At 55.3% G+C, this 23,620-nt stretch carries 27 protein-coding genes; 15 read left to right on the top strand and 12 right to left on the bottom strand.

The window, feature by feature from the left end; translation table 11 throughout:
* Window positions 1–29: 29 nt before the first annotated feature.
* The 3 genes from ACZ1G5_RS12035 to ACZ1G5_RS12025 form a co-directional block, all read right to left on the bottom strand.
* The gene (locus ACZ1G5_RS12035; protein ID WP_472733066.1) at window positions 30–542 is read right to left on the bottom strand and encodes a glycine-rich domain-containing protein; all 513 of its coding nucleotides are present in this window, start codon (window positions 540–542) and stop codon (window positions 30–32) included.
* Window positions 543–666: 124 nt separating this feature from the next.
* Window positions 667–1,254, bottom strand: a complete 588-nt coding sequence (locus ACZ1G5_RS12030; protein ID WP_472733065.1) for a glycine-rich domain-containing protein — start codon at window positions 1,252–1,254, stop codon at window positions 667–669.
* A gap of 171 nt (window positions 1,255–1,425) precedes the next feature.
* Window positions 1,426–2,076 (bottom strand): GntR family transcriptional regulator, encoded by a 651-nt coding sequence (locus ACZ1G5_RS12025; protein WP_472733064.1) that lies wholly within the window; start codon window positions 2,074–2,076, stop codon window positions 1,426–1,428.
* Between the two features lie 539 nt (window positions 2,077–2,615).
* On the opposite strand from ACZ1G5_RS12025, the gene ACZ1G5_RS12020 reads away from it, so the two are divergent.
* The 10 genes from ACZ1G5_RS12020 to ACZ1G5_RS11975 all read left to right on the top strand — a co-directional run bounded on the left by ACZ1G5_RS12020 (window position 2,616) and on the right by ACZ1G5_RS11975 (window position 10,821).
* Window positions 2,616–3,281 carry a DUF1194 domain-containing protein gene (locus ACZ1G5_RS12020; RefSeq protein ID WP_472733063.1) on the top strand — a complete coding sequence of 222 codons (666 nt, stop codon included), beginning with the start codon at window positions 2,616–2,618 and terminating at the stop codon, window positions 3,279–3,281.
* Window positions 3,282–3,459: 178 nt separating this feature from the next.
* Complete coding sequence (gene sdhC / locus ACZ1G5_RS12015) at window positions 3,460–3,843, top strand: succinate dehydrogenase, cytochrome b556 subunit (protein ID WP_472734324.1); 384 nt, start codon at window positions 3,460–3,462, stop codon at window positions 3,841–3,843.
* A 12-nt stretch (window positions 3,844–3,855) separates the two neighbouring features.
* Entirely contained in the window at window positions 3,856–4,227 is a 372-nt protein-coding gene (gene sdhD, locus ACZ1G5_RS12010) for a succinate dehydrogenase, hydrophobic membrane anchor protein (RefSeq protein ID WP_472733062.1), read from the top strand.
* 21 nt (window positions 4,228–4,248) lie between these two features.
* Window positions 4,249–6,054: a succinate dehydrogenase flavoprotein subunit gene (gene sdhA / locus ACZ1G5_RS12005; protein WP_472733061.1), complete on the top strand. Its 1,806-nt coding sequence runs from the start codon at window positions 4,249–4,251 to the stop codon at window positions 6,052–6,054.
* On the top strand, window positions 6,054–6,386 hold the full coding sequence (locus ACZ1G5_RS12000; RefSeq protein WP_472733060.1) for a succinate dehydrogenase: 333 nt from the start codon (window positions 6,054–6,056) through the stop codon (window positions 6,384–6,386). The genes sdhA and ACZ1G5_RS12000 overlap by 1 nt, the downstream gene beginning before the upstream one ends.
* Window positions 6,383–6,670 carry a hypothetical protein gene (locus ACZ1G5_RS11995; protein WP_472733059.1) on the top strand — a complete coding sequence of 96 codons (288 nt, stop codon included), beginning with the start codon at window positions 6,383–6,385 and terminating at the stop codon, window positions 6,668–6,670. The genes ACZ1G5_RS12000 and ACZ1G5_RS11995 overlap by 4 nt, the downstream gene beginning before the upstream one ends.
* A 20-nt stretch (window positions 6,671–6,690) precedes the next feature.
* Window positions 6,691–7,305 carry a sulfotransferase family 2 domain-containing protein gene (locus ACZ1G5_RS11990; protein WP_472733058.1) on the top strand — a complete coding sequence of 205 codons (615 nt, stop codon included), beginning with the start codon at window positions 6,691–6,693 and terminating at the stop codon, window positions 7,303–7,305.
* Window positions 7,306–7,357: 52 nt separating this feature from the next.
* Complete coding sequence (locus tag ACZ1G5_RS11985; RefSeq protein ID WP_472733057.1) at window positions 7,358–8,260, top strand: glycosyltransferase family protein; 903 nt, start codon at window positions 7,358–7,360, stop codon at window positions 8,258–8,260.
* A 134-nt stretch (window positions 8,261–8,394) separates the two neighbouring features.
* On the top strand, window positions 8,395–10,038 hold the full coding sequence (locus tag ACZ1G5_RS11980; RefSeq protein WP_472733056.1) for a glycosyltransferase family protein: 1,644 nt from the start codon (window positions 8,395–8,397) through the stop codon (window positions 10,036–10,038).
* Window positions 10,039–10,041: 3 nt separating this feature from the next.
* Window positions 10,042–10,821, top strand: a complete 780-nt coding sequence (locus ACZ1G5_RS11975) for a succinate dehydrogenase iron-sulfur subunit (RefSeq protein ID WP_472733055.1) — start codon at window positions 10,042–10,044, stop codon at window positions 10,819–10,821.
* A 72-nt stretch (window positions 10,822–10,893) separates the two neighbouring features.
* Here ACZ1G5_RS11975 and ACZ1G5_RS11970 read toward each other — a convergent pair whose 3' ends face one another.
* Window positions 10,894–11,289 carry a RidA family protein gene (locus tag ACZ1G5_RS11970; protein WP_472733054.1) on the bottom strand — a complete coding sequence of 132 codons (396 nt, stop codon included), beginning with the start codon at window positions 11,287–11,289 and terminating at the stop codon, window positions 10,894–10,896.
* An 86-nt stretch (window positions 11,290–11,375) separates the two neighbouring features.
* Between ACZ1G5_RS11970 and ACZ1G5_RS11965 the strand changes: the two genes are divergently transcribed.
* Window positions 11,376–12,095 (top strand): helix-turn-helix transcriptional regulator, encoded by a 720-nt coding sequence (locus ACZ1G5_RS11965; protein WP_472733053.1) that lies wholly within the window; start codon window positions 11,376–11,378, stop codon window positions 12,093–12,095.
* A gap of 47 nt (window positions 12,096–12,142) precedes the next feature.
* On the top strand, window positions 12,143–12,973 hold the full coding sequence (locus ACZ1G5_RS11960; protein WP_472733052.1) for a capsular polysaccharide synthesis protein: 831 nt from the start codon (window positions 12,143–12,145) through the stop codon (window positions 12,971–12,973).
* A gap of 49 nt (window positions 12,974–13,022) precedes the next feature.
* Here ACZ1G5_RS11960 and ACZ1G5_RS11955 read toward each other — a convergent pair whose 3' ends face one another.
* From ACZ1G5_RS11955 to ACZ1G5_RS11920, 8 genes are all read right to left on the bottom strand, one after another.
* Complete coding sequence (locus ACZ1G5_RS11955; RefSeq protein ID WP_472733051.1) at window positions 13,023–14,075, bottom strand: PucR family transcriptional regulator; 1,053 nt, start codon at window positions 14,073–14,075, stop codon at window positions 13,023–13,025.
* Complete coding sequence (locus tag ACZ1G5_RS11950) at window positions 14,072–15,511, bottom strand: PucC family protein (RefSeq protein ID WP_472733050.1); 1,440 nt, start codon at window positions 15,509–15,511, stop codon at window positions 14,072–14,074. The genes ACZ1G5_RS11955 and ACZ1G5_RS11950 overlap by 4 nt, the downstream gene beginning before the upstream one ends.
* Window positions 15,512–15,618: 107 nt before the next feature.
* Window positions 15,619–15,969, bottom strand: a complete 351-nt coding sequence (locus ACZ1G5_RS11945) for a light-harvesting protein (protein ID WP_472733049.1) — start codon at window positions 15,967–15,969, stop codon at window positions 15,619–15,621.
* A gap of 12 nt (window positions 15,970–15,981) precedes the next feature.
* Window positions 15,982–16,137: a light-harvesting antenna LH1, beta subunit gene (gene pufB, locus ACZ1G5_RS11940; RefSeq protein WP_472733048.1), complete on the bottom strand. Its 156-nt coding sequence runs from the start codon at window positions 16,135–16,137 to the stop codon at window positions 15,982–15,984.
* A 395-nt stretch (window positions 16,138–16,532) separates the two neighbouring features.
* Window positions 16,533–16,847 carry a YciI family protein gene (locus ACZ1G5_RS11935; protein WP_472733047.1) on the bottom strand — a complete coding sequence of 105 codons (315 nt, stop codon included), beginning with the start codon at window positions 16,845–16,847 and terminating at the stop codon, window positions 16,533–16,535.
* A 77-nt stretch (window positions 16,848–16,924) separates the two neighbouring features.
* On the bottom strand, window positions 16,925–18,190 hold the full coding sequence (gene arsJ, locus ACZ1G5_RS11930; protein WP_472733046.1) for an organoarsenical effux MFS transporter ArsJ: 1,266 nt from the start codon (window positions 18,188–18,190) through the stop codon (window positions 16,925–16,927).
* Window positions 18,187–19,185 carry an ArsJ-associated glyceraldehyde-3-phosphate dehydrogenase gene (locus ACZ1G5_RS11925; RefSeq protein ID WP_472733045.1) on the bottom strand — a complete coding sequence of 333 codons (999 nt, stop codon included), beginning with the start codon at window positions 19,183–19,185 and terminating at the stop codon, window positions 18,187–18,189. The genes arsJ and ACZ1G5_RS11925 overlap by 4 nt, the downstream gene beginning before the upstream one ends.
* Before the next feature lie 14 nt (window positions 19,186–19,199).
* Window positions 19,200–20,033: an arsenate reductase/protein-tyrosine-phosphatase family protein gene (locus ACZ1G5_RS11920; protein ID WP_472733044.1), complete on the bottom strand. Its 834-nt coding sequence runs from the start codon at window positions 20,031–20,033 to the stop codon at window positions 19,200–19,202.
* Between the two features lie 199 nt (window positions 20,034–20,232).
* On the opposite strand from ACZ1G5_RS11920, the gene ACZ1G5_RS11915 reads away from it, so the two are divergent.
* From ACZ1G5_RS11915 to ACZ1G5_RS11905, 3 genes are all read left to right on the top strand, one after another.
* Window positions 20,233–20,817 (top strand): ANTAR domain-containing response regulator, encoded by a 585-nt coding sequence (locus ACZ1G5_RS11915; protein ID WP_472734323.1) that lies wholly within the window; start codon window positions 20,233–20,235, stop codon window positions 20,815–20,817.
* Window positions 20,814–21,959, top strand: coding sequence for a CmpA/NrtA family ABC transporter substrate-binding protein (locus ACZ1G5_RS11910; RefSeq protein ID WP_472733043.1), 1,146 nt, complete (start codon window positions 20,814–20,816; stop codon window positions 21,957–21,959). Before ACZ1G5_RS11915 ends, ACZ1G5_RS11910 begins: the two co-directional genes overlap by 4 nt.
* A gap of 245 nt (window positions 21,960–22,204) precedes the next feature.
* The gene (locus tag ACZ1G5_RS11905; protein WP_472733042.1) at window positions 22,205–23,575 is read left to right on the top strand and encodes a CmpA/NrtA family ABC transporter substrate-binding protein; all 1,371 of its coding nucleotides are present in this window, start codon (window positions 22,205–22,207) and stop codon (window positions 23,573–23,575) included.
* Window positions 23,576–23,620: the final 45 nt, after the last annotated feature.

Here is a 23,620-nt window from a genome sequence, read left to right as displayed (position 1 = left end):
TGGAACTCCTCAAATTTACAAGTTGGTGTTCAATGGACGGTACAGGATCCGCCGCCGCCGCAGCCCGAACATGCCGAGCAGCCCTTACATGCTGTATCGCTCAGCCCAAGCGCCGAAAGGCCTGGACGTGGCCAGTACGCGGCAGGAGCCGGTTCGCCATAGACCTTTTCGTAGTCATCAAGGAAGGCGAAGTAGTGTTCGAGTGTATCGTCAGACACGCCACCCTCGACCTCTGGAACATGGTGCATGAACTGCCCCGCAACCTTGTCGCAGAACTGTGCGTACTCGCGCGTGAAGATGACAAACGTATGCCACAGCTCGTCGATCGCGCCCATCATGCCATAGAATTTTCCCGCATTGATGCCCGTCGCGCAAAGCGACATAAAGCGGATCAGTTCACGATGGTGATCGCCGACAACCGCATCAGAAAAGCCTTGTTCGCTTTGGTAACGGACCAGAATATCGCCCATATCAAAGGCTTCAGCCCTGGCGGTTCGTTTGCGTGCGTCCGCAATATAGGCTTTTGATTTGGCAAAACCCATTGCCGGACGCTGGGGGGCGCTTTGGGATCGTCTGTATGTCCCGGCGGGCCCATTGAAGGAACCTCCAGTGGTCCCACTGTCTGGATCGAAGTCATGGTTTTCTCCTTTCGTTGGACTTAAGAAATTACGATGCTGTGACGATTTTTGAATCCTGCGCGAGCGGACCGGTGCCACACCCGCAACCCGCGTTGCAGGTGCTGCAACCTGGTGAGTCGTCGATGCCACAACTGTTCATATCGGACACACGGCCATTTTTGAGCGCGGGCCAATACACCTTGGGGGCTGCTTCACCAAAGACGGCCCTGTAGTCGGTAAGAAACAGGCCATAGCCATCAACATTACCGAACGCGGGAGCGTGGTGTACCACGGGCACATGATGCAAGAAGCGACCTGCCAGCACGTCACAAAAGCAGGCATATTCGCGGGTGAAGATCACAAAGGTGTGCCACAGCTCATCAATGGCTCCCATCATACCGTATGAACGGTCATGTTGTGTGCCCACAGATGACAGTGCCAGAAATCGCATCAACTCGCGGTGGTGGTCCAAGATAACTGTTTCGGGCAGTGCTTGTTCTTTACGATAGCGATCCAAAACATGTCCCATATCGAAAGTCATGGCGGTCTCCGTCGCCAGCAACATAGCGACTGCACAATCCGAAGTCAGAATCGGATAGGTTTCAGCAGATTTTTCAGTTGAACTGGCATCAAGCATCGCGAACTCCTGTTTAGGTGAGTGGCGTAGATCAAGGAGCGACTGCTACCTTGACGAACCAATAACACTCCACCTATCGAAGAGCTAAAATAATATCTATATTTCAATGATATAGGAAGAATATATGATTTTCTGACGGGCAAAAATGATTACAATTGGGGAGGCGGCCAATCAAGTAAACTGCCGTCGGTAAATGTCATAAATTGCTGGCAAGTATCTCTCTTTTTGATCAAAATATTTGTTAATCAGGTTTTTTGATTCACTCAAATCGTTGTTCTCGAGGGATCGAATAAACGCAGGTATATAGTTGAGAACATCTGGTTCGAGATCAGGGTCTTCATAACAAAACCAACGCAAAGGCCGCGTAATCAGAAGGGACCTGCTATAGATGGAGAATGCGGTGGGGTTCATAACAAATTTGCCCAAGTTGACGATGCAACGTTCTCTATAATCCGGACAGGTCTGATCGGTGACATCTGCTGCAAGCAGCTTATCTTTGTCCCGCTCCAGCCCGTTCTTCATGTAGCTTTGGGGCAGATTGCGCAATTCTTCGACAGCAGCAAGAAACAGCAACCGAAAAATGCGGTAATGACTTTCGACTTCCTGGTATCCAATGGCGCGAACCTGAAAACCCCGATTGGGCACAAGTTCCGCAATGTCCTCTGAGGCCAACCGAATAAGTGCCTCCCGAATTGGGATGGTACTTGCATTAAACTGCTTAGACAAAGCCTCGACATTCAATGGGGCCCGCGGCGCCATCCTTCCGGTTTCATACTCTCGGCGAATTGCGCAATAGACGGGGTGATCGGTTGCAAATGCCACGACTTATCCTGTCTAGATTTAAGAAAACTTTTCTTGCGATGCATGATCGAAGATTCTGCTAGGTGATCAAGGAAGCGGTGAGAAACATCGCGCTACGAGCAAGTTATCGCTCGCAAAGGCAACAATAGCTGCAAATTTTAGTCCAACCCACGCTATTTATTGGATCGATCTGCATGAACCGCAACAACTATCAGTCAGGAAGCGACACCGATCAGTTCCTCAACAATGTGCCTGAAGTGGCGCTCGCCCTTTATGAGATTTAAAAGTTCGCTTTGTCCGCTTCTTTCGAGTCCGAGTGCCGCGCAGCTAAAGCGCGGTTTAGGTCGGCCGTTCTGAAACGATAACGAATGACCGCTTCCGTGACTGGGTCGCAACGCAGCGCGAGGTCCGCTGCTCATGCACGATAATGCTGCGTCAGCTAAGCCGTGAAAATGAGCGGCCGCTTAGTCCCGCAAACCGATCCTTCATCGTCTAACACTGAACTACCCAAGCTCCCACTTGTGATTTGCCTGTCCCGCCCGCACCGATAGGGTGGGCCTATGCGTGCGATCCTTTGTGCCAGCTTGTTTTCCCTCACCACGCCGGTACAGGCCTGCGATGTTGCCCTGATGCTGGCTGTTGATGTGTCGGGTTCGGTGGATCCGCATGAGTACCGCATTCAGATGGATGGCTTGGCCGCTGGGTTGCTGGACAGCGCGGTGTCGGACGCATTGGTGGGTGGTCAATCAAAACTGGCATTGGTGCAATGGACCGGGACCAGCCGCCAAGAAGTTGTTGTCCACTGGCGGACGATGCGGGACGCGACCGTTGTTCTGGCCTTCGCCAATGAGGTTGTGACAACACCACGTCTTTGGCGCAACTTTTCAACCGCGATTGGGGAAGCATTGATGCTGTCCTTGCCGCATTTCGCGCAGGTGCCAGAGTGTGAACGCCATGTGATCGACATCTCGGGCGATGGCCCCAGCAATGAAGGGCGCGCGCCCCCATTGGTCTGGCCCGCATTGGAGGCGGCGGGCGTGACTGTGAATGCGCTGGCGATCGAGGCAAGCATGCCGGGGCTAACGCGCTATTTTGAAAGTGATGTCATCATGGGGCCGGGGGCCTTTGCGGCGACGGCGAATAGCTTTGACGACTATCCACAGGAAATTAGACGCAAGCTGTTGCGCGAATTGACGAAGCCGGTCGCGTCGCTTGAGCCACAATAGCCAGTTTGTGATCACGCCTTTTAGAAGTGTGATCACAAGTTCGAAAAACCCCGCTTTTCGCGACCTTTTTTCGCGCTCTGAACGGTTTGCTGCGCGTGACTCTGTTAACAGAATGGTGCAATAAGAGTGCGAAGGCGTCGTCTTGCCGGACGACATGAAGCCAACGAAGGGAACAATTATGGCCGACGTGAACCGGGGCAACCGCCCGCTTTCGCCGCATTTGTCGATCTATCGTCCGCAGTGGACATCCATCTCATCCATTCTGGTGCGGATCACGGGCAATGCCCTGATCGTTGCGGCTTTGATGATTGTCTGGTGGTTTGTGGCTGCCGCTGCTGGGCCAGAGGCATTCGCCACAGCGAATGGATTTGTCACCAGCTGGTTTGGTGATCTGGTCATGACGCTATCGGTTTTGGGGCTTTGGTATCACCTGCTGGGTGGTTTGCGCCATTTGGTCTGGGACAGTGGCCGCATGCTTGACGTGGATAAGTCAGAGCTGGCCGCGCAAATGATGATGGTGCTGGCGGTGCTTTTGACCATCTTTACAATTGTTGTCGTGTGAGGGGGCGCTGATATGGCTTTTTTGACTGACCGCAAGCGCGCCTCTGGCATGGGTTCTGCAAAAACCGGGACCGAACATCATTGGCAGATGATGGTCACTTCCGTGGCTTTGCTGATCCTGACGCCCCTGTTCATTTTCACCTTCGGCTGGATCCTTGGATCGCCTTATGAAGAGGTGATCGCCTATTACCAGCGTCCGTTCCCTGCTGTCGTTGCGATCCTGACCATGCTGGTGGGTTTCTTTCATTACCGGTTGGGTGTCCAAACCCTGATCGAAGATTATGTTCATGGTTTCGCCCGTAAAGCGGCGATCATCGGCATGATCTGTGTCTCTTACGCGGCGGCTGCCTTTGCGATTTTCGCAATCATCCGCATCGCCCTTTAATTCTTTCGGAGCAACCTCACGATGGCAGCCTACGAATACGAAACACATACCTATGACGCGATTGTTGTAGGGGCCGGCGGCGCTGGACTACGGGCCACTTTGGGTCTGGCCGAGCAAGGTCTGCGGACTGCCTGTATCACCAAGGTCTTCCCGACCCGGTCGCACACCGTTGCCGCACAGGGTGGTATTGCGGCGTCCTTGGGCAACATGGGCCCGGATAGCTGGCAGTGGCATATGTACGACACGGTCAAGGGCTCTGACTGGTTGGGTGATACCGATGCGATGGAGTATCTGGCGCGTGAAGCCCCCAAGGCGGTTTACGAGCTGGAACATTACGGCGTGCCGTTTTCGCGCACCGAAGAGGGCAAGATTTATCAGCGCCCCTTTGGTGGTCACACAACTGAATTTGGCGAAGGCCCGCCCGTACAGCGCACCTGTGCCGCTGCTGACCGCACCGGCCACGCCATTTTGCACACGCTTTATGGCCAGTCGCTGAAACAGCAGGCCGAGTTTTATATCGAATATTTCGCCCTTGATCTGATTATGTCCGATGACGGCATCTGTCAGGGTGTGATTGCATGGAAGCTGGACGATGGCACCATGCATGTTTTCAACGCCAAGACTGTTGTACTGGCGACCGGCGGCTATGGCCGAGCCTATTTCAGCGCCACATCTGCCCACACTTGTACGGGTGACGGCGGTGGCATGGTGGCCCGTCAGGGTCTGCCGTTACAGGATATGGAGTTCGTGCAATTCCACCCGACCGGCATCTATGGTGCGGGTTGCCTGATCACTGAAGGCGCGCGTGGCGAGGGTGGTTATCTGACCAACTCTGAGGGTGAGCGGTTCATGGAGCGTTACGCGCCCAATTATAAAGACCTTGCTCCGCGTGACTACGTTAGCCGCTGCATGACGATGGAAATCCGCGAAGGCCGCGGTGTGGGGGCGAATGGCGACCACATCAGCCTGAACCTGAACCACCTGCCGAAAGAGGCTTTGGCCGAACGTCTGCCGGGTATTTCGGAAAGCGCGCGTATTTTTGCGGGCGTTGATGTGACCAAGGAGGCGATCCCTGTGTTGCCGACTGTGCATTACAACATGGGCGGTATTCCGACGAATTATTATGGTGAGGTGCTGAACCCCACCAAGAAGGACCCCAACGCTGTTGTGCCCGGCCTGATGGCTGTGGGCGAGGCTGGTTGTGCGTCCGTGCATGGGGCGAACCGTCTAGGATCGAACAGCCTGATCGACCTTGTGGTCTTTGGCCGCGCCGCTGCGATCCGTGCGGGTGAAGTTGTAGACCGCGATGCGCCGAACCCAACCTTGAACCAAGCTTCCGTCGATGCGTGCTTTGACCGCTTCGATGGGCTGCGCCATGCAAAAGGCACTGTTGGTACTGCGGAACTGCGTCTTGAGATGCAGAAGGCGATGCAGGCCGATGCGGCGGTGTTCCGCACTGACAAGACGCTGGGCGAGGGCGTGCAGAAGATGACAGCGATTGCGGAAAAGATGGATGATCTGTCGGTCACCGACCGCAGCTTAGTCTGGAATAGCGATCTGATGGAAACGCTGGAACTAACGAACCTGATGCCAAACGCACTGGCCACGATTGTGGGCGCAGAGGCGCGCAAGGAAAGCCGTGGCGCGCATGCGCATGAAGACTATGCAACACGCGATGATGAAAACTGGCGCGTCCATACGTTGAGCCATATTGATGCGGCAAAGGTCAAATTGAGCTATCGCCCGGTGATCACCGCAGGCCTGACAACCGAGGCTGAAGGCGGGATTTCCGAAGCGAAGATTGCGCCAAAAGAACGGACATTCTGATGCGGGTCGCCGTGCCTCTTTGCGTGGCTGCCATAGGCCTTGCTGGCTGTATGCAAGACCTTGGCCCAACCGGCGATACGCTGGCCCGTGATGCCGCAAAGGGCGTTGTGAATACGACAGTGCAGAGCCGCTTTCCCGGTGTCAATGCGCGGCCCTACACCGATTGCATTATCGACAACGCGTCCTCTGGCGAGATCCTTCAAATCGCCGAGGCGGCACTTGTGGGTACCAATCAGCGAACGACCAATCTGATTGTCGAGATCGCCGGACGACCCGATACGGTGCGATGTGCGCTGAACAGCTCACTTGGGATCGGAGGGCTGGCGCTATGAAGCGATTGTTCTGTCTTGGTGCTGCATTGGTTATTGCCGCATGTGGCGAAATCTCACCCGAGCGTGCAGCAGATCGCTGCGAAGAACGCGCACGGGCCGCACAAGGTCCCGAGTTTGGCGTCACAGTTGGCGCAAACAGCAAGACCGGGACCTTCGTTGATGGCAGTATTGGCCTTAGCCTGGATGCAATCCGCGGCCGCGACCCGATTGAGGTCTATGAAAGCTGCGTGTTTCGGTTGACGGGCGAGTTGCCGGTAAGGCCCGCGCGGCTCAGAGATTTTTGAGCTTGGGCCAGTAGACGCTTATGCCACTTTATCGACATTCGAATAGACTGATCTTTTTCGCACATGTGCCTAAATGTGCGGGGACGAGTGTGACCGAGTATTTGCACGCGCGCTTCGGGGACGCTGGATTTGAAGACAGAGCATTCATTCGGGACCCAGCGGAGTTTCCATGGACCAAGACGTCCCCGCAGCATGTAACAGTCAGCGCCCTCGAGCGTATACTTCCCGAAAACTTTATTGACTATAGCTTTGCTGTCGTCAGGCATCCTGCCGATCGGCTTGCAAGCGTTTACCGGTTTCAAAAGTCCAGCCAGAAAACGATTGGGCGGTTCGTCCCTTTTGGTTTTTGGCTTTCTCGTCTCGCCAACCAACTGGCGAAGAACCCGTACCGATATGATGCGCATGCCCTCCCGCAAGTCAAATTCGTGCCTGATGATGCCGAAGTTTTCAGACTGGAAGATGGTTTGGATATGATGGTGGCCCGGCTCGACGCAGAGTTTGGAGAGCACGGCAAATCGATTGGCATCGGCCATGAAAAGAAGTCGTCGAAGTCAACAAAGCTGACACGCAAGAATAGGGAACTAATCCGCAGCATGTACGCCGCGGATTATGAAAGGTTCGGCTATGAGACGTAAGCTACAGACCTGCCAATTACCGGCAAAATTCGACCAGTATTAGGATGACAAGGTGATCAAAAAAATTCGCTTTGTACTACCCTGTCCCAAACCCAAACCCGAGGCTATGTGGGGCGATTGGTACTTTGCCCGATCATTGGCCGATGCTTTTGAGCGGTTGGGTGTCAGCGTCTGCTTCGATTTTGCCGTTCGCGGCAGCCTGAACAACGCATTGCGCCGCTTTCGGCAGCGCGGGCAAGTCGATTTGGTCATCCGTGGGGTGCGCCCCGTCGTTCCCACAAAGAACGTACCTTACTTTCTTTGGATCATTTCACATCCAGACGCCGTGTCGCACGCTGAACTATCGGGGGCCGCGCATGTTTTTGTGGCATCCCAAAAATTCGCCGACGAAGTATCGGCCCGCGGAATTTCCTGTTCCTACTTGCCGCAATGCACGGATGGGCATGTCTTTGGCCCACATTTGCAGGACGACGCCTGTCGGTCCGACGTGCTGTTCGTCGGAAACAGACGGTCGATTTCGCCGCGCCCGGTTGTTGATCTTGCCTTGGCAGCGCAGCTTGATCTGCATGTTTGGGGTGCCGGTTGGGACGGTGTTCTTGCGCCTGAGATTTGGAAAGGTACGTCCATTCGCAATGACCACCTCGGTCGGTACTATGCGAGCGCAGAGGTCGTTCTGAATGACCACACTGACAAAATGCTGTCCTATGGTTTTGCGTCCAATCGCGTGTTTGATGTCTTGGCCTGCGGCGCGCCACTGGTGACCGAAAAGATGGTCCAACTCCCGGACGTCGCAGAGACATATGCCCACCAATATACGGATCAGACATTTGGAGAGGCGGTCGCGCGCGCGCGGTCAATGCCAGCGGCCGCGCGCGCGGAGGCGTCAAAAGCCGTGCTGGCGCATGATACGTTCGACAACCGTGCACAAACCCTGTTGGATGTGATAAATGCGTAGTGTCGGTAGAGGCGCCAGACGGTCCTGGTTGTTGGTCGCGTCGATGGCACACTATGCCACGGGGTTGAATGCGCGTTCATGTTATATCATGAGTGTTGTCGCATGCGTTGACCTGCCTGCGGCTGACAAAAGATGTGAGACAAGCGTTGAGTGAAGCGGACGAAATACAAAAAGAAGATGCGACCTTTGCGAAGGCGTCAGGCAAACATTACCTGACGTTCTTTGAAGAGATTCATGCAGCGATCCGCCCCAAATGGTATCTTGAGATCGGCACACAGACGGGTGCCAGCCTTGTCAAATCCAAAGCCAAGTCGGTTTCCGTCGACCCCCAATTTCAGCTGAACCAAGATGTCTGGACCAACAAGCCGGAACTGCATCTGTTTCAGGACACAAGCGATGCGTTCTTCGCTGGTGGTTATCTGGACAAACTCGGGTGCAAGTTTGATCTGGCTTTCCTTGATGGCATGCATCTTTATGAATATCTGCTGCGGGATTTTCTGAATACCGAACCGCATATGTCCAAGGACGGTTGTATCGTCCTTCATGACTGTCTTCCGTGGTCGGCGAATATGGCTTTGCGTGATCGTAGCCAGGTCAAACAGCGCGCATGGACCGGTGATGTGTGGAAGCTTGTGCCGATCTTGCAGAAATATCGGCCTGATCTGACAGTGCGCACGTTTGATGCTGCCCCGACGGGGTTGGTGATTGTCACTGGGCTTGATCCCAAGAACCGTGATCTTGAAGAGAACTATGACGCGATCATCGCCGAGTTTGATGAACATGACGACCTCAGCGGCTATATCGCGGGGCTGAATGTCGAAAGCACCGAAAACAGCCCCTGGGTGATCAAACCCAAAAGACCCGATGGTCCCTTGCACTTTGCGCTGAAAACCAACGTGCCGCGCCCACGTTTTCAGACCCGCTGGGGTGATTATCATTTTGCAGTTGGATTGCAGCAAGCGCTTGAGCGGCAAGGGCATACCGCCTCTGTTCGGACCAGAAAGCACTGGGCCGTTGAAGAAAAAGATCATGAGATTGATCTGGTGATCAGTGGGCATACCCCGCACCCAAAGCGGTTGGGGCGCCTGTCAATGCAGTGGCTGATCTCGAACACAACGACGCATGACGCCGATCATGTGTTTGTTGCCAGTGCGCCTTTGTTGGGCCGCCTTGAAAAAGAACAGCCAACCACGCCGATGTCATTGCTGCCGCAGGCCTTTGATATCGAACGGATGCCGATGCCTGATCCTGATCAGGAACGCTCTGGCGTCTTGTTTGTTGGCATCGCACGGGACGGGAAGCGACCGCTGGTTGATCTTGCACTGAAAAGCGGTGCCAATCTTGATATCTGGGGTCCCGGTTGGCGGGAAACTGCGGCCAAGGATTTTGTCCGCGGCGAACAGTTGGACAATGCGCAATTGGGCCAACACTATTGTCAGGCAGAGATTGTGCTGAATGATCACACGCCCCTGATGCGCGAACATGGCCTGACATCGAACCGCATCTTTGATGCGTTGGCTTGTGCCGCACCGGTTATTTCGGACGATGTGTCGTGGTTGCCCGATGACATGAACCCGTTTGTGGAATGCGTCTCGACAGAAGAAGAATTCGCAGCCGCGTTGAAGCGCATCAGGTCCGAGACGAAGAAAAAAAGAAAGCGCGTTATGATTTTGCGATCAAAATGCGCAAAGAACATAGTTTTGACGCCAGAGCGAAAGAGATTTTGCGCGTCGCCGAAGAAAAGCTGGGCTAAGGTGCCCACCGCGAGGAGAGACTGACAAATGGTACAACTGACACTTCCCAAAAACTCCCGCATGACGACGGGCAAGACATGGCCCAAGCCTGAACGCGCGACGAACCTGCGCAAAGTGCAGATTTATCGTTGGAACCCCGACGATGGCAAAAACCCGTCGCTGGACACTTACTTTGTGGACATGGATACCTGCGGCCCGATGGTTCTGGACGCGCTGATCAAGATCAAGAATGAGATTGATCCCACGCTGACCTTCCGCCGGTCCTGCCGTGAAGGTATTTGCGGTTCCTGTGCGATGAACATTGATGGGATCAATACGCTGGCCTGCATCTATGGCATGGATGAGGTAAAGGGCGATGTGAAAATCTATCCTCTTCCACATATGCCGGTCATCAAGGATTTGATCCCGGACCTGACGCATTTCTATGCACAACACGCGTCAATCATGCCGTGGCTGGAGACAAAGACCAACCGCCCTGCAAAAGAGTGGAAGCAGTCCATTGAGGATCGCAAGAAATTGGATGGCTTGTACGAATGCGTGATGTGCGCATCCTGTTCAACCTCCTGCCCGTCCTACTGGTGGAATGGCGATCGGTATCTTGGACCAGCGGCGCTGTTGCATGCGTATCGTTGGATCATTGATAGCCGTGATGAAGCAACCGGCGAGCGTCTGGATCAACTGGAGGATCCGTTCAAACTCTATCGCTGCCACACCATCATGAACTGCGCCAAGACCTGCCCGAAGGGTCTGAACCCGGCAAAGGCGATTGCCCATATCAAGGGCATGATGGTCGAACGGGTCGTCTGATCTAACACCATTGCATGTGTGCAGACACAAGAAGGGGGCCACGCGGCCCCCTTCCCTCTTTCGTGCCTCAAATTACGCGGCGGCTGTCGCTTCGATCTCAAACAACAGACCGGGGATTGCCAAACGGGTCACGCCCAACAAGGTCATCGGTGGCGCGCAGCGCAACGGTCCAAAGCGCATTCCCATCAGGTCAAAGTTCTTCAACGCTTCGTCGACGTCCGTCGCATAAACCCCCAATCGAATAATGTTGGTCAGGTCCATGTCAGCGGCTTTCAGCACCGCCTCCAGATTATCCAGGGCCAGACCAATCTGGCCCCGCATATCGCCCGGATGTTGAGGGGTGCCCTCACCATCGACGGCGGTCTGGCCTGCGCAGATCAGTTGGCGAGATGTATCGGTGATGATTTCGGCCTGATTGTAACCCAGCTTCAGTGACCAGTCCCAGGGATTTACAGGTGTGCGGTTCATTGTGATTTCTCCTTGTTGATGTGTCTGAAAACTTGATAGAGCTTAATGGTGCCAAATTTTGTCACCAAAAGTGTTAGAGTGAAAAAATGAACATTCGCATGCGACATGACACCATTGTGCGCACCTTGCGCCGCAACGGCACATCCACCATTGATGAACTGGCCGATCAGGTTGGCGCATCACGGCGCACGGTTCTGCGTGACATCTGCGCACTGCGTGACGAGGGGTTCGTTATCCACTCGGAATGCGGGCGCGGCGGCGGGGTGCAGCTTGATCCGCAATCCATGCAAACGACGGCGCGACTGTCTGTGGCAGAGGTCTTTGCACTGTTGATCAGCGTCTCGGCCATGCGCGCAGCCAACAGCCTGCCCTTCTCTGGCCTTGCTGACGCGGGGCTTGGCAAGATCGAAAAGGCACTGCCTTCTGATAAGGTGCGCGACTTACGTAGATTTCTGGACTGCCTTCACATCGGACAACTCTCGCCGTTGCAGGACATTTCGGACATCGGTCCAATGGATCCTGACTTGCTCCCTGCGTTTGAAACGGCGTTTCTGCGGCGGCACTTTATCAAATTTGACTACCGTGACGCAAAAGGTGCCAAAACCAGCAGGATGGTCGAACCGCAGGCCATGCTGATCCTGCAACCTTTGTGGTACTTGGTGGCGTGGGATCCATCCCGCGATGATTTTCGCCACTTCCGCATGGATCGTATCCAAAACCCCGAATGCCTCACGGATATGCAGTTTCGTTGGCGCCACGTACCGTTTGAAGATGACGTCTCTCCCTACAAGGATATCATCAATTAATACGTCAGGCTCGCGTCAAGTTGGGGGTCAGGTATAAGATCAGGTGAATGCGATCAAAGAGGGGCAAAGCCTTGCCGGACAATCCACTCGCAGCCTTCCTTCGCAGTGAACGCAAGACGCTCCTGCACGGCAGGTCAGTTCAAAAAACAAGGCGGCAGCACTATTCGATCCAGCTCCCGCGGCGCATTCACATGTTTTGGGACCAGGGCTTTGAGGCCGCGCCGGATATCGTGCAGCTATGCGTTAGGAGTTGGCGCGCCTGCAATCCGGACTGGGATATTATCCTGCTGGACCAAGACGACGCGGATAAGATCATCAGCCGTGATCTGTTCCCGAAAGAAATGAAGGTCGCGCATTATGCCGACGTCCTAAGGACAGCTCTACTTGCAGAGGGCGGCGGCATCTGGGTCGATGCATCATGCCTTTGCCTCAAACCACTCGATCACTGGTTGCCGAATATGTTCAATCAATGTGAGTTCTTTGCATTCCACCGACCGGCACAGGATCGCATGATTTCCAGCTGGTTTCTTGGCGCTACACAGGACAGTGTGATCGCCGCCGAAATGTACGCCATAGCGCTGGAATACTGGAATTGGGGCCCCTACGAAAATGGGGAACCACCGTATTTCTGGTTCCACTATCTGTTCGAATATCTGGCGAACAACCATCAGGACGTAAAAGCGCAGTGGTCGCACATGCCTAAAGTAAGCGCTGTGCCTGTGCATCAACTAAAGCGACGCATGAGCGAAACAGTTGCGGACAGTGATCAGCTCCGTGATCGGATCAAGGCAACTCCGGTTCAAAAGCTAACGCACAAGCAAGGCATTGAGGCCGGCAATGTTTTGCGGTTTCTCGAAGAGATCAATATTACGCTTTGACCAGACACCCTAGGGTGCCCGATCACATACGGCCGATCTTCAGAAAAACCTATCTACGTATCAACGTGGGCATGCCCAGGAATTTCGAAAATGAAAACCCGTCCTTGCCATCTTGTGAGACCAGATCATCTTTCCGAACGATCAGCGGCAAGATGAAATTCGCCATCCGCGCATGACGCGGGATCAGCGACCCGGTAAAGGGCTTGCGCCGACTGATCAACGAAATTGGAAAACTGGCCATGCGGGCATGGCGCGAAAAGATTGACCCGGTATATGGCGTGCGTCGGCTGAGCAGCGGAATGGGGAAGTTCGCCATGCGCGGCGCACCCGGGATCAACGCGTTTGTTCCGGTCTTGCCATTGATCAAAAGCGGGAACGGCACCGTCGCCATACGCCCATGACGAGGGATCCAAGAGCGGTTCTTCGGCTTTCTGCGGCTGATCAGCGGAATAGGGAAGCGTGCCATGCGCGCATGTGGCGGAATAATCGACCCCGTAAACGGCTTGCGCCGACTGATCAGCGGAATGGGGAAATTTGCCATCCGGGCATGGGGTGCAAAGATCGACGCCGTGAACGGCTTGCGACGGTCGATGAGAGGCAGCGCAAAAGCAGTCAAATGAAACCCCCGTGGCGACAGGGAATTGGCACCGGGCTTGCGACGGCTGATCAGGGGGATCGGCCAATCGGCCATGTGAAAATTGGTCGTGCCGGGTTCTCTGCGCACCTTCAGAATGTGCGGATGGCCGTCCAAGATGCTGACGCCAAGCTTTGGCTTGTCCTTGACGTAGACCTCCTCGATCAAAGTGCCAAGGTTCGCAGCACCGTTTTGCGCTGTCACCTCTCTGGTGATCTTGGCCACACCCAGCGGCTTGTATCCGGCACGCACCAGCATCACCACACCACCGGTCGACATCATGCGGCTTTGATAGGCGCGCGCCGTTGCTTCGGGCATTTTCTGCGTCGCCATCGCATCAACAAGACCGTCTGGCGTATCATAGATATCAACAATACGCGGAGACAGCCGATTGATCTGAACCAATTCGTACTTCGCCTCTTGTGCTTGGTCTGCGCTGTCGAAATATCGCGTGATGACTTGTGTCATGAAACCTCCACTGGGTTGGTATGCGGCACGGGTTCGGTCTGGGCCGCAAAGCGCCTGCGGGACTTGATAACCATCGGTAGGGCCACAAGAACTGCCAGACACAAGAAGATGACTTCTATACTGAAGACTACATTATAGGGCGTTTGCATACTAAGTCCCGCCGTCGCCGAAACACCCACCAGAACGTCGCGCACGATACCGGCTAATAGGACACCCAGCCCTGCGCAGGTTGCTTGCACGGCACCCCAAGCGCCAAGCGACAGGCCAACACGGCCAACCGGCGCCTTTTGGATCGTCGCAGTCAGCGTGGCATGCCCAAAAAGACCAGCGCCCAGACCAGTCGCCAGCGTTCCCGCAACAAAGAGTGGTGGCCCGATGAAAACAGATGACGCGATGATCGCCAGAAAGCCGGGAATGCCAATAGCCGCACCAACCGCGGCCAATCGGATCGGGGCGCGACCATTGGACAGCGCCCGCGATGCATATCCGAAACCGATCAACGTACCGGCAGCCAGAATGGCGGTTAACCTTGTCGTTTGCGCCACCGAAAATCCGAGCGTCTGCCCGCCATAAGGCTCTAGCAGAACATCGGCCATGCCAAACCCAAACGTTCCCAGACCAATCAACAGTAACAGTCGCTTTGCGCCGGGGCGGCTGGTCAACTGTTGCCAGGCGACGGAAAAACTTTCCTGTTTCGCGGTTTGCATTTCCAGGGCGCGCGTGCGGTCGCGCGCCTCCTGTTTCCACAGTGCGGTCAGGTTCAACGCGACGGTCAAAACAGCGGAACCCTGAATGACCTGAATAAGCCGGCCCGGGGTGTAATTCGCCAAAAGTGCCCCGTAGATCAAAGCGCTCAGAACCATGCCGACCAATAGCATCACGTACATCAGACCCACGACTTTGGGGTGGTCTTTGTCGTCGACGAGGTCGGTCGCCAGCGCCAATCCAACGGTCTGGACCATATGGACCCCTGCCCCAACCAGAAGAAATGACAGTGCCGCCGCTGAAAGGCCGATCCAGCGGGGGGCATCAATCGCTTCGCCATAGCCGGACAAAACCAGCAGCGCAAAGGGCATGATGGCAAAACCGCCAAACTGATAAAGCGTGCCCTTCCAGATATAGGGCGCGCGTCGCCACCCCAAAGCGGAACGATGAGTGTCGGACTTAAATCCAATCCATGTTCTAAGGGGCGCAAAGAGGAGCGGCAGCGCCAGCATCCCTGCAACAAGCGTTGCCGGGACGGACAGTTCTACGATCATGACGCGGTTCAATGTCCCGACAAGCAGGACGAGGGCCATGCCAACAGTGACTTGAAAAAGTGACAGGCGCAGTAGTCGTGACAGCGGCACATCATCCGTCGCAACATCCGCGAATGGCAGATATTTTGGTGTGATGTTCGCCAGACGGCGCAGGGCAATATCGCGAAGGCTTGGCATGAATTGTCCCCAAGTCACGTGTTCCGGTGGTTGCCAGTTCTACTGGCAGCCACCGGAAGTCACTAGAAGAATGCCGGGGCGCCGAAGGGCACCCAAGCTGCGCTTGGTTAGTTGCTGATCAGAAGCGGCGGCGCCTCGGAAGAGGCAAGCACCTCGTCGGTCTGAAGTATCGCTTGCGTCACGGTGCCATCTTGCAAGATGACAGTCACTTCACGCCCATTTTCCGCGGAATCGATCACATAAGCGGCCTGCGCTGTGTCCATCTCTGGCACTGCCATCGCAGCGGCTGCCATTGCGTCACCCGATCCCAGCTCTTGGCCGGACAGGAAATCAGCGACCCAGGATGTATTGCTTACCACGGCGACATGGACAGCAAATGATCCGACGGCAACTGCGCCGAGGAATACAGGAACGCCGACGGCGGGGGGGACAACGAGCCACATTTTTGCGTTGTTCATAACTTTACCTCCTTAGCCGAGCCACGGCGTTGAAATCGCCACGAGCAGATGTGCAATCAGAGCGATTGCGCCAAATACGCGCGTGCCATCAATGAGGTAGCTGTGAACTTCCTCAGCCTCTTTAAGGGTCAAGCCTGTGGGCCAAACCTTATCATGATCGTCGGACATCTCCGAATTCCTCCTTAGTTGGTCGCGAAGGCACCGAACTTGATCACAAAGATTGCAACCATGCCCATGCACCCACCTCAGCGCGTCGTTTTGACGCATCTGTAGGTCGAATGTGTCATTAAGTCTTGACAAAATCAACTGTCAATAAAATCTGACACTTGTGTAGCTATGGCATTGTTCGATGATTTTCACATAGGATCAGCATGTTACCGATGCTCTAAAGACACTCTTTTGCAATTCGGCACACAATTCTAGCGGCATGAACATTGATCACGCTCATTTTGAGGGATTCGAAATTGCTGATGCAGCGTTCGTTCCGCGGCCGCGGTTGCCCATGGGTCAGGCACGTGCACTGCCCGGGTCATTCCGCGTCCAAAGAAGGCGTAGCTGTTACGCTACATCTCCATCATTTCGGCGACTTCAACCGAGCCGGACCCGTCAACAACCATTGGATTTTTAGCAGCATAGGCGCAGGCCTCTTCATAGCCGCTTGCCGTGACGATCGTATAGCCAGACGCCGGGTTCGCACCGCCATCTTCTGTATGGCTGCCTTTGGCCACGGTGTGGGATTGGCCAACGGGCGCACCGGGGTCGAGCGTGGCCGCCCCAAGTTCCTCGTACCAGGCGCCCCAAGCGGCCATCGCTTTTTCCCCTTCTTCCGGGGTCTCGGGAATACCGCCGCCGTGATAAATGAACAGATACTTAGGCATAGTTTCCTCCTTCATTTTCAAAGACAGTGTGCGCCCAAAGGGTAGGCCGTCGCAAGTTTCCTGCGTCTCTCCAGAGATTATGGGGTGATTTCAACACCCTGCGCAGGCCTCAGTTGGGACACCGCCACCCAACTTAACGCGATCATGAAGGCCGCTGTGCCAAGACACAGCGCCAAGCCGCCAAACTGGTATGTGGCACCAGACAAGACGGTACCGACAAGCCGACCGGCTGCATTGGACATATAGTAAAACCCAACATCAAGCGTCACCCGGCGCGCATCTGTGAACTGTAGAATGAGATAGGAATGCAGGGCAGAATTCACGGCAAAAATCCCACCAAACGCAAGCAGACCCGCGACGATCAGCATCGTTAAGCCCACGGAATGCTGCCCGTTCAACCAGACAAGTCCAGCAAGCGACGCAGGCACCACGATCAGCACAGCGGCCCACCTTCGCGCTTGCCCTAAAATCTCAGCCGGTTGTCGTGACTTTGCTTTCAGGATGCGGGGTGCGGCGACTTGCACAGCGCCATACAGGATCGTCCAGACCGCCATGAATGTCCCGATCATGAAGAACGCAGCGCGGTTTCCGGCTTCGCTCCCGTCGGATAAGACCGCATAGAAATAGATCGGTATGCCGACCACGAACCACACGTCCCGCGCGCCGAACAAGACAAGGCGCGCTGCACTCAGCCAGTTGATATTGCGGTTCTTGGAAAAGAACTCTTTGAATTTGGCGTCTCTGCGGCCCACCGGCAGGCCTGTCGGCATGCGCATCAAGACAGCGATCAGGATTGCAGACAGAACGGCCGCCATAATCAAAACCGCTGGTAGAAAACCGACAACGGCCAAAAGTACGGCCCCGGACAAAAAGCCCAAGCCTTTCACGGCGTTCTTGGACCCTGTCAGCACGGCAACCCATCGAAAAAGCGCGCCACCTTCGGTGGGTGCCAAAAGCTTGACCGCGCTTTTGGCACTCATCTTGGACAGGTCCTTTGCAACGCCGGACAGACCCTGCACCAGCATCACAAACACAACCGATGCGACGACGCTCCACTCTGGATCAAGCTGGGTGAGCGCCAAAAGCGCCAAAATTTGCAAGACAAGCCCCGCATACAGCGTCGAGGTCAGCCCGAAACGAGCAGCGATCCAGCCGGCAGACAGGTTCGTGATGACACCCGCAACTTCGTAAAGCACGAACAGATAGGCCAGCTGCACCGGCGAAAATCCAAGCGTATGAAAATGCAAAAGCACGAGCATACGCAGCGCACCATCCGTCAGCATGAATGCCCAGTAAGCCGCGGTTACGACAACATATGCGGCAAAACCTGCCGGGCGTGTCATAGGCCTGCGCCAACCATCATGGCGACATCAACCAACCTGTGCGCATAGCCATATTCATTGTCATACCATGCGTAGACCTTCAGCTGCGTGCCATTGACGACCATTGTAGAAGGCGCGTCGACGATGCCGCTGCGCGTGTCATTTGTGTAGTCAGACGATACCAATGGTCGCGTTTCATATCCCAAGATGCCTATCAGTGGACCTTTTGCTGCCGCAGCGAACAGGCTGTTGACTTCGTCTGCTGTGGTCTCGCGGGCCATTTCAAACACGCAATCCGTGATCGAGGCATTCAGCAGCGGGACACGCACCGCATGGCCATTCAGCTTGCCAGCTAACTCTGGGTAGATAAGTGTGATCGCCGTCGCAGAGCCTGTCGTGGTCGGGATCAGGTTGGTCAGCGCGGATCGCGCACGGCGTAGATCTTTGGCAGGCCGATCCACGATGGTTTGCGTATTGGTGACGTCATGAATGGTCGTGATCGACCCATGTTTGATCCCGATCCCGTCGAGCAGAACTTTGACAACCGGGGCCAGGCAATTTGTCGTACAGCTTGCCGCGGTGACAATTTGGTGCAGGGTTGGATCATAGCTTTCGTTATTGACGCCATAGACAATGTTCGCCGTCGGACCGTCCTTAACAGGTGCCGACACGACCACCTTCTTGATACCGGCTGCAAAATAAGGGGCCAGCGTCGCCTCGGTTTTGAAAGCGCCGGTGCAATCGATCACAACATCGACGCCCTCAAGTGGCAGGTCCTCCAACCGGCGGGCACGTGTGACGGGGATACGTGTTCCATCTATCGTGATAGATGCATCATCCGCCCCAAAAGCAGCAGGCCAGCGCCCATGCACGGAATCGAATTCCAGCAAATGCGCGTGCATTGCCGCGTCGCCCACAGCATCGTTAACAAATGCGATCTCTGCGCCTTGCTCCAACAAAGGTCGCAAGGCCAGCTTGCCAATGCGACCAAGGCCGTTCAGTGCATATGTGGTCATCGTGTGATCGTCCTCTAATGGGCCCGAGAGCCAATTTCATCGATACGGTTTTGTAGCGTCCGCCGGTCCAGCAGATCGAAAGGCAGCGCAGTGAATGCTGCAATCCGTGCATGCAAGGCACCATAGGTCTGCAAGAACGCAAGGCGGACTTCTGCATCGGTGCCTTCTGCCTTGACTGGATCGGGCATACCCCAGTGACCTGATACTGGCTGACCCGGCCATGTCGGACAGTCTTCGTTGGCGGCACGGTCACACACCGTGAAAACAAAATCCATTTGGGGGGCATTCATCCCATTAAACTCGCCAATGTTCTTTGACCGCAGCTGCGTCACATCGTGCCCTTTGGTCTGTAGCACGTCGATTGCGTCAGGGTTCAAATCCGAACGGTGTTCTGTCCCCGCAGAATAGGACACAAACCGATGCCCTGCGGCATCACGCAATATGGCTTCGGCAAAAATCGACCGGGCCGAGTTCCCGGTGCAAACAAACAGGACGTTGTATTTCTTTGCTTTGCTGGACGCGAAATTCTGAAGGATATCCGTCAACTCAGGCGGACACAGATCTGCCCGGCCGCCGCAACAATCAAGGAAAAGACCGCCAACGACCTCGCGGGCCGCATCAAGACCGACCGTATAAAGCAGATGCGTCCCATCGCGCCGCTGCTTGATCAGTCCGGTTTGCGTCAGGGCCTGCAAATAGGACGAGGCGGTGCTTGCCTTAAGGTCAAGCGCGGTTGCAATTTCACCGGCGGGTACTTCATCGGGACACCGGCGCATCAACAGCCGGAACACCGCCATTCGTTGTGGATGGCTGAGTGTGGACAGGCGATTGATCAGCAATGATTCCATATTTCGCGAAATACGGAAATAAAATACATCAGTCAACTACTGCTGATAGGCCCCCGAGGTTTTGAGCCGCCGATAGAAGTTGCCCGAAGGATAGGCAGTCCGCCGCAAACTGCCTCTTTTTCTGACAGAACCTGAACTTCGCCCGGAAAACGGCCTCATGGCAATAGACCTCCCTTCACCAGCCAACAATGACGTTGTCATGAGTGAGAACCTGCGAATTCTTGTGGTCGAAGCAGACCCCGTCAAAGTGCGCGACATCGTTGATGCGTTGAATGACGCAGGCTGGCACGACGTCAAAGCCTTGGCACAAATTTCCGGACTGGACCGGACGGTCAAGGACTTCGCCCCCGATATCGTTCTTATCGATCTGGCGAACCCGGACCGCGATACGTTGGAACATATCTCTTACGTCACCAAGACGGAAAAGCGCGCTGTAGCCCTTTTTGTTGATCACACCGATGACAATCTGACCAAGGCCGCCTTGAACGCCGGAGTGAGCGCCTATGTCGTTGATGGCTTGACGATGGGGCGGATCAAACCCGTGCTCGAAACCGCAATCGCGCGGTTCAAATACATGCGCCAGATGCAATCAGAGCTGGACGCCGCGAAACAAGCACTGGAAGACCGCAAGACGATTGACCGGGCCAAGGGCATCCTCATGCGCCAGCGTGGGCTGAGCGAGGACGACGCCTATAACCTCTTGCGCAAAACCGCGATGAGCCAGGGGCGCAAGGTGATTGACGTCGCACTTGCCTTGGTCACCGCCGCGGACCTGTTGTCGTGACGGGAACTGTCCTGAATTGTGGCTATGTCCCCTTGGTTGATTGCGCGCCTTTGGTGATCGCCAAAGAACTTGGCTTTGCCGCCGAAGAGGGGCTGGAGTTGAATCTGGTCAGGCAACCATCATGGTCTGCCCTGCGCGATATGTTGGCCCTTGGCCATCTTGATGCCGCCCAGATGCTGTCGCCCATGCCGGTTGCGATGTCGATTGGTCTGGGTGGCCTGCGCGCCAAAGTTGATGCACTGATGGTACTGTCGGTCAATGGCACCGTGTTTGGCCTTTCAAATGCGGCCGCAGCACAGATCAAGGACACTGCCTTTGGCGACGCAAAAAAGTTGCTGGATGCGTTGCCACGCCAGAAAAGCAAAACACTGCGCGTCGGCGTGCCGTTCCACTATTCCATGCACCGTCTGCTGTTGTCGTACTGGACCTCTGCCGCACCCGGTTTGACCGTAGAAGAAGTCACTGTACCACCGCCCCGGATGGCCGACGCCGTTGCCGACGGCCATGTTGACGCCTTTTGGGTGGGGGAACCTTGGGGCAGCGTCGCCGTGCAACGTGGCGTGGCGCAGCTGGCGATGTCCGGCCGCGACGTGTGGCAGTTTGCACCGGAAAAAGTGCTTGCTGTACGTCATGACTGGATTGGCGAAAACGACGATACAGCCCGCCGATTGATGCGCGCCGTGTTTCGTGCATCGCAATGGCTTGATGCGACAAAGAACAAACCCCTCGCCGTGGAAATTCTGGGGCGCAGTGAACATCTGAGCCTGTCGCCTGATTTGATTGACCCTGCCCTGACGGGCCACTTGGTTCCAAGGGCAGGCGATCACCCGGTACAGATCGAACGGTTCGTTCAGTTCCACAAACATGCCGCAACTTTTCCGTGGCGCAGCCAAGCTGCATGGATCGCACACCATCTGGGTGCCGATGCGGCAGGCATTGCGCAGGCGAAGGCGTGTTTTCGATCTGATCTCTATCGCCAGAACCTTGCAGAGATTGGTGGCGATATGCCTGGTGCCTCTGAAAAGATCGAAGGCTCGCTTCGGTTTGAAACGGCGGTCGCGTCATCGCGCGGCCATATGATTCTCGCGCCTGATGCCTTCTTTGATGGCAGAACTTTTGACTTTGGCCTGAAAAATGGATGAAAAATTAGGCAGTTTCTGCACTGCCGCATAATTTGGTGCGGCAGTGCAGAACGGACATTGCGTCGCACCCGGGTCTTATTCTTAATGGCATCGAAAGGGCAGCGTTGCCCGACCACGCTTAGCCAATGTTGGCAGAGCAAATATCAAGAGCAAAGCCGCTCGTATGGAACACGGACCTCCTCCCCCGTGAGCCCTACGCGCGGCTTTTTTGTTTTCGCCATCTTGGCACTGAAAGGAACCTGTAGATGAAAAAGACACTTTCGTTTGTCCTCGCGGCAACCAGTTTGATGGGCACAGCTGCATCAGCTGACTTTCTAGAACTTGAAAAGGAAGACCTGACCTTTGGCTTTATCAAGCTGACTGACATGGCACCTTTGGCCGTCGCGTATGAGCTGGGTTATTTCGAAGACGAAGGCTTGTTCGTCACACTTGAGGCGCAGGCAAACTGGAAGGTTCTGCTTGATGGCGTGATCAGCGGCCAGTTGGATGGTGCGCACATGCTTGCCGGACAGCCACTCGCGGCAACGATCGGATATGGTACTGAGGCCCACATCATTACGCCATTTTCGATGGATCTGAACGGAAACGGCATCACGGTCTCTAACGAAATTTGGGAAGAGATGAAGCCAAACGTTCCATTGATGGAAGACGGGCGCCCGCAGCACCCCATCAGTGCCAGCGCATTGGCCCCAGTGGTCGAGGACTACAAGGATCAGGGCATCCCCTTCAATATGGGCATGGTTTTCCCTGTTTCGACCCACAACTACGAAATCCGCTATTGGCTGGCCGCTGGTGGGCTTGAGCCGGGCTATTACAGCCCGCAGGATATCTCGGGTCAGATCAGCGCCGATGTGCTGCTGTCGGTAACCCCGCCCCCGCAAATGCCTGCAACGATGGAGGCAGGCACCATCTTTGGCTACGCCGTCGGCGAGCCATGGAACCAGCAAGCTGTGTTCAAAGGCATCGGTGTTCCGGTCATCACTGACTATGACATGTGGAAAAACAACCCCGAAAAGGTATTCGGAATTACCGCCGAGTTTGCCGAAGAAAACCCAAATACAACGCTTGCGCTGACCAAGGCCTTGATCCGCGCCGCAATGTGGCTGGATGAAAACGATAACGCCAACCGCGAAGAGGCGGTCGAGATGTTGGCACGCCCAGAGTATGTTGGTGCCGATGCTGAAGTGATCGCAAACTCAATGACCGGGTTCTTCGAGTTTGAAAAAGGTGACGTGCGTCCAGCGCCCGACTTTAACGTGTTCTTCCGCTACAATGCGACATACCCGTTCTACTCGGACGCGATTTGGTACCTGACCCAGATGCGCCGTTGGGGTCAAATCCCTGAAACCATGTCTGACGAGTGGTACTTTGAGACCGCCGCCGAAGTGTACCGTCCCGACATCTATCTGGAGGCTGCGCGCCTGCTGGTTGACGAAGGTATGGCCAATGAAGCGGACTTTCCTTGGGACAGCGACGGGTTCAAGGCACCGACACCTGCCGCCGATATCATTGATGGCATCGGCTACGACGGACGCACGCCGAATGCCTATATCGATAGCCTGCCGATTGGTCTGAAAAGTGGTCAGACAGTCGTTGGCAGCGAAATCCAAGGCTAATGCGCAAACCCACTTTGCCGACAGGCAAAGTGGGACTCGCCCACC

Source organism: Yoonia sp. JB2-21, assembly GCF_055693545.1.
The sequence above is the reverse complement of the archived record's forward strand: the minus strand, read 5'-3'. Positions and strand labels throughout refer to the sequence as shown.

What these genes read in the sequence shown, in the direction of transcription:
- arsJ (WP_472733046.1), bottom strand. Translation starts at nt 18,190, where the DNA reads ATGACACGCCCGGCAGGTTTTGCCGCATATGTTGTCGTAACCGCGGCT.
- sdhD (WP_472733062.1), top strand. Translation starts at nt 3,856, where the DNA reads ATGGCTTTTTTGACTGACCGCAAGCGCGCCTCTGGCATGGGTTCTGCA.
- sdhA (WP_472733061.1), top strand. Translation starts at nt 4,249, where the DNA reads ATGGCAGCCTACGAATACGAAACACATACCTATGACGCGATTGTTGTA.
- ACZ1G5_RS11935 (WP_472733047.1), bottom strand. Translation starts at nt 16,847, where the DNA reads ATGCCTAAGTATCTGTTCATTTATCACGGCGGCGGTATTCCCGAGACC.
- ACZ1G5_RS12030 (WP_472733065.1), bottom strand. Translation starts at nt 1,254, where the DNA reads ATGCTTGATGCCAGTTCAACTGAAAAATCTGCTGAAACCTATCCGATT.
- sdhC (WP_472734324.1), top strand. Translation starts at nt 3,460, where the DNA reads ATGGCCGACGTGAACCGGGGCAACCGCCCGCTTTCGCCGCATTTGTCG.
- pufB (WP_472733048.1), bottom strand. Translation starts at nt 16,137, where the DNA reads ATGTCCGACGATCATGATAAGGTTTGGCCCACAGGCTTGACCCTTAAA.
- ACZ1G5_RS11920 (WP_472733044.1), bottom strand. Translation starts at nt 20,033, where the DNA reads ATGGAATCATTGCTGATCAATCGCCTGTCCACACTCAGCCATCCACAA.
- ACZ1G5_RS11975 (WP_472733055.1), top strand. Translation starts at nt 10,042, where the DNA reads ATGGTACAACTGACACTTCCCAAAAACTCCCGCATGACGACGGGCAAG.
- ACZ1G5_RS11945 (WP_472733049.1), bottom strand. Translation starts at nt 15,969, where the DNA reads ATGAACAACGCAAAAATGTGGCTCGTTGTCCCCCCCGCCGTCGGCGTT.
- ACZ1G5_RS11970 (WP_472733054.1), bottom strand. Translation starts at nt 11,289, where the DNA reads ATGAACCGCACACCTGTAAATCCCTGGGACTGGTCACTGAAGCTGGGT.
- ACZ1G5_RS11950 (WP_472733050.1), bottom strand. Translation starts at nt 15,511, where the DNA reads ATGCCAAGCCTTCGCGATATTGCCCTGCGCCGTCTGGCGAACATCACA.
- ACZ1G5_RS11915 (WP_472734323.1), top strand. Translation starts at nt 20,233, where the DNA reads ATGAGTGAGAACCTGCGAATTCTTGTGGTCGAAGCAGACCCCGTCAAA.
- ACZ1G5_RS11990 (WP_472733058.1), top strand. Translation starts at nt 6,691, where the DNA reads ATGCCACTTTATCGACATTCGAATAGACTGATCTTTTTCGCACATGTG.
- ACZ1G5_RS11995 (WP_472733059.1), top strand. Translation starts at nt 6,383, where the DNA reads ATGAAGCGATTGTTCTGTCTTGGTGCTGCATTGGTTATTGCCGCATGT.
- ACZ1G5_RS11960 (WP_472733052.1), top strand. Translation starts at nt 12,143, where the DNA reads ATGCGATCAAAGAGGGGCAAAGCCTTGCCGGACAATCCACTCGCAGCC.
- ACZ1G5_RS11965 (WP_472733053.1), top strand. Translation starts at nt 11,376, where the DNA reads ATGAACATTCGCATGCGACATGACACCATTGTGCGCACCTTGCGCCGC.
- ACZ1G5_RS11955 (WP_472733051.1), bottom strand. Translation starts at nt 14,075, where the DNA reads ATGACACAAGTCATCACGCGATATTTCGACAGCGCAGACCAAGCACAA.
- ACZ1G5_RS12020 (WP_472733063.1), top strand. Translation starts at nt 2,616, where the DNA reads ATGCGTGCGATCCTTTGTGCCAGCTTGTTTTCCCTCACCACGCCGGTA.
- ACZ1G5_RS11905 (WP_472733042.1), top strand. Translation starts at nt 22,205, where the DNA reads ATGAAAAAGACACTTTCGTTTGTCCTCGCGGCAACCAGTTTGATGGGC.
- ACZ1G5_RS12035 (WP_472733066.1), bottom strand. Translation starts at nt 542, where the DNA reads ATGGGTTTTGCCAAATCAAAAGCCTATATTGCGGACGCACGCAAACGA.
- ACZ1G5_RS11925 (WP_472733045.1), bottom strand. Translation starts at nt 19,185, where the DNA reads ATGACCACATATGCACTGAACGGCCTTGGTCGCATTGGCAAGCTGGCC.
- ACZ1G5_RS12000 (WP_472733060.1), top strand. Translation starts at nt 6,054, where the DNA reads ATGCGGGTCGCCGTGCCTCTTTGCGTGGCTGCCATAGGCCTTGCTGGC.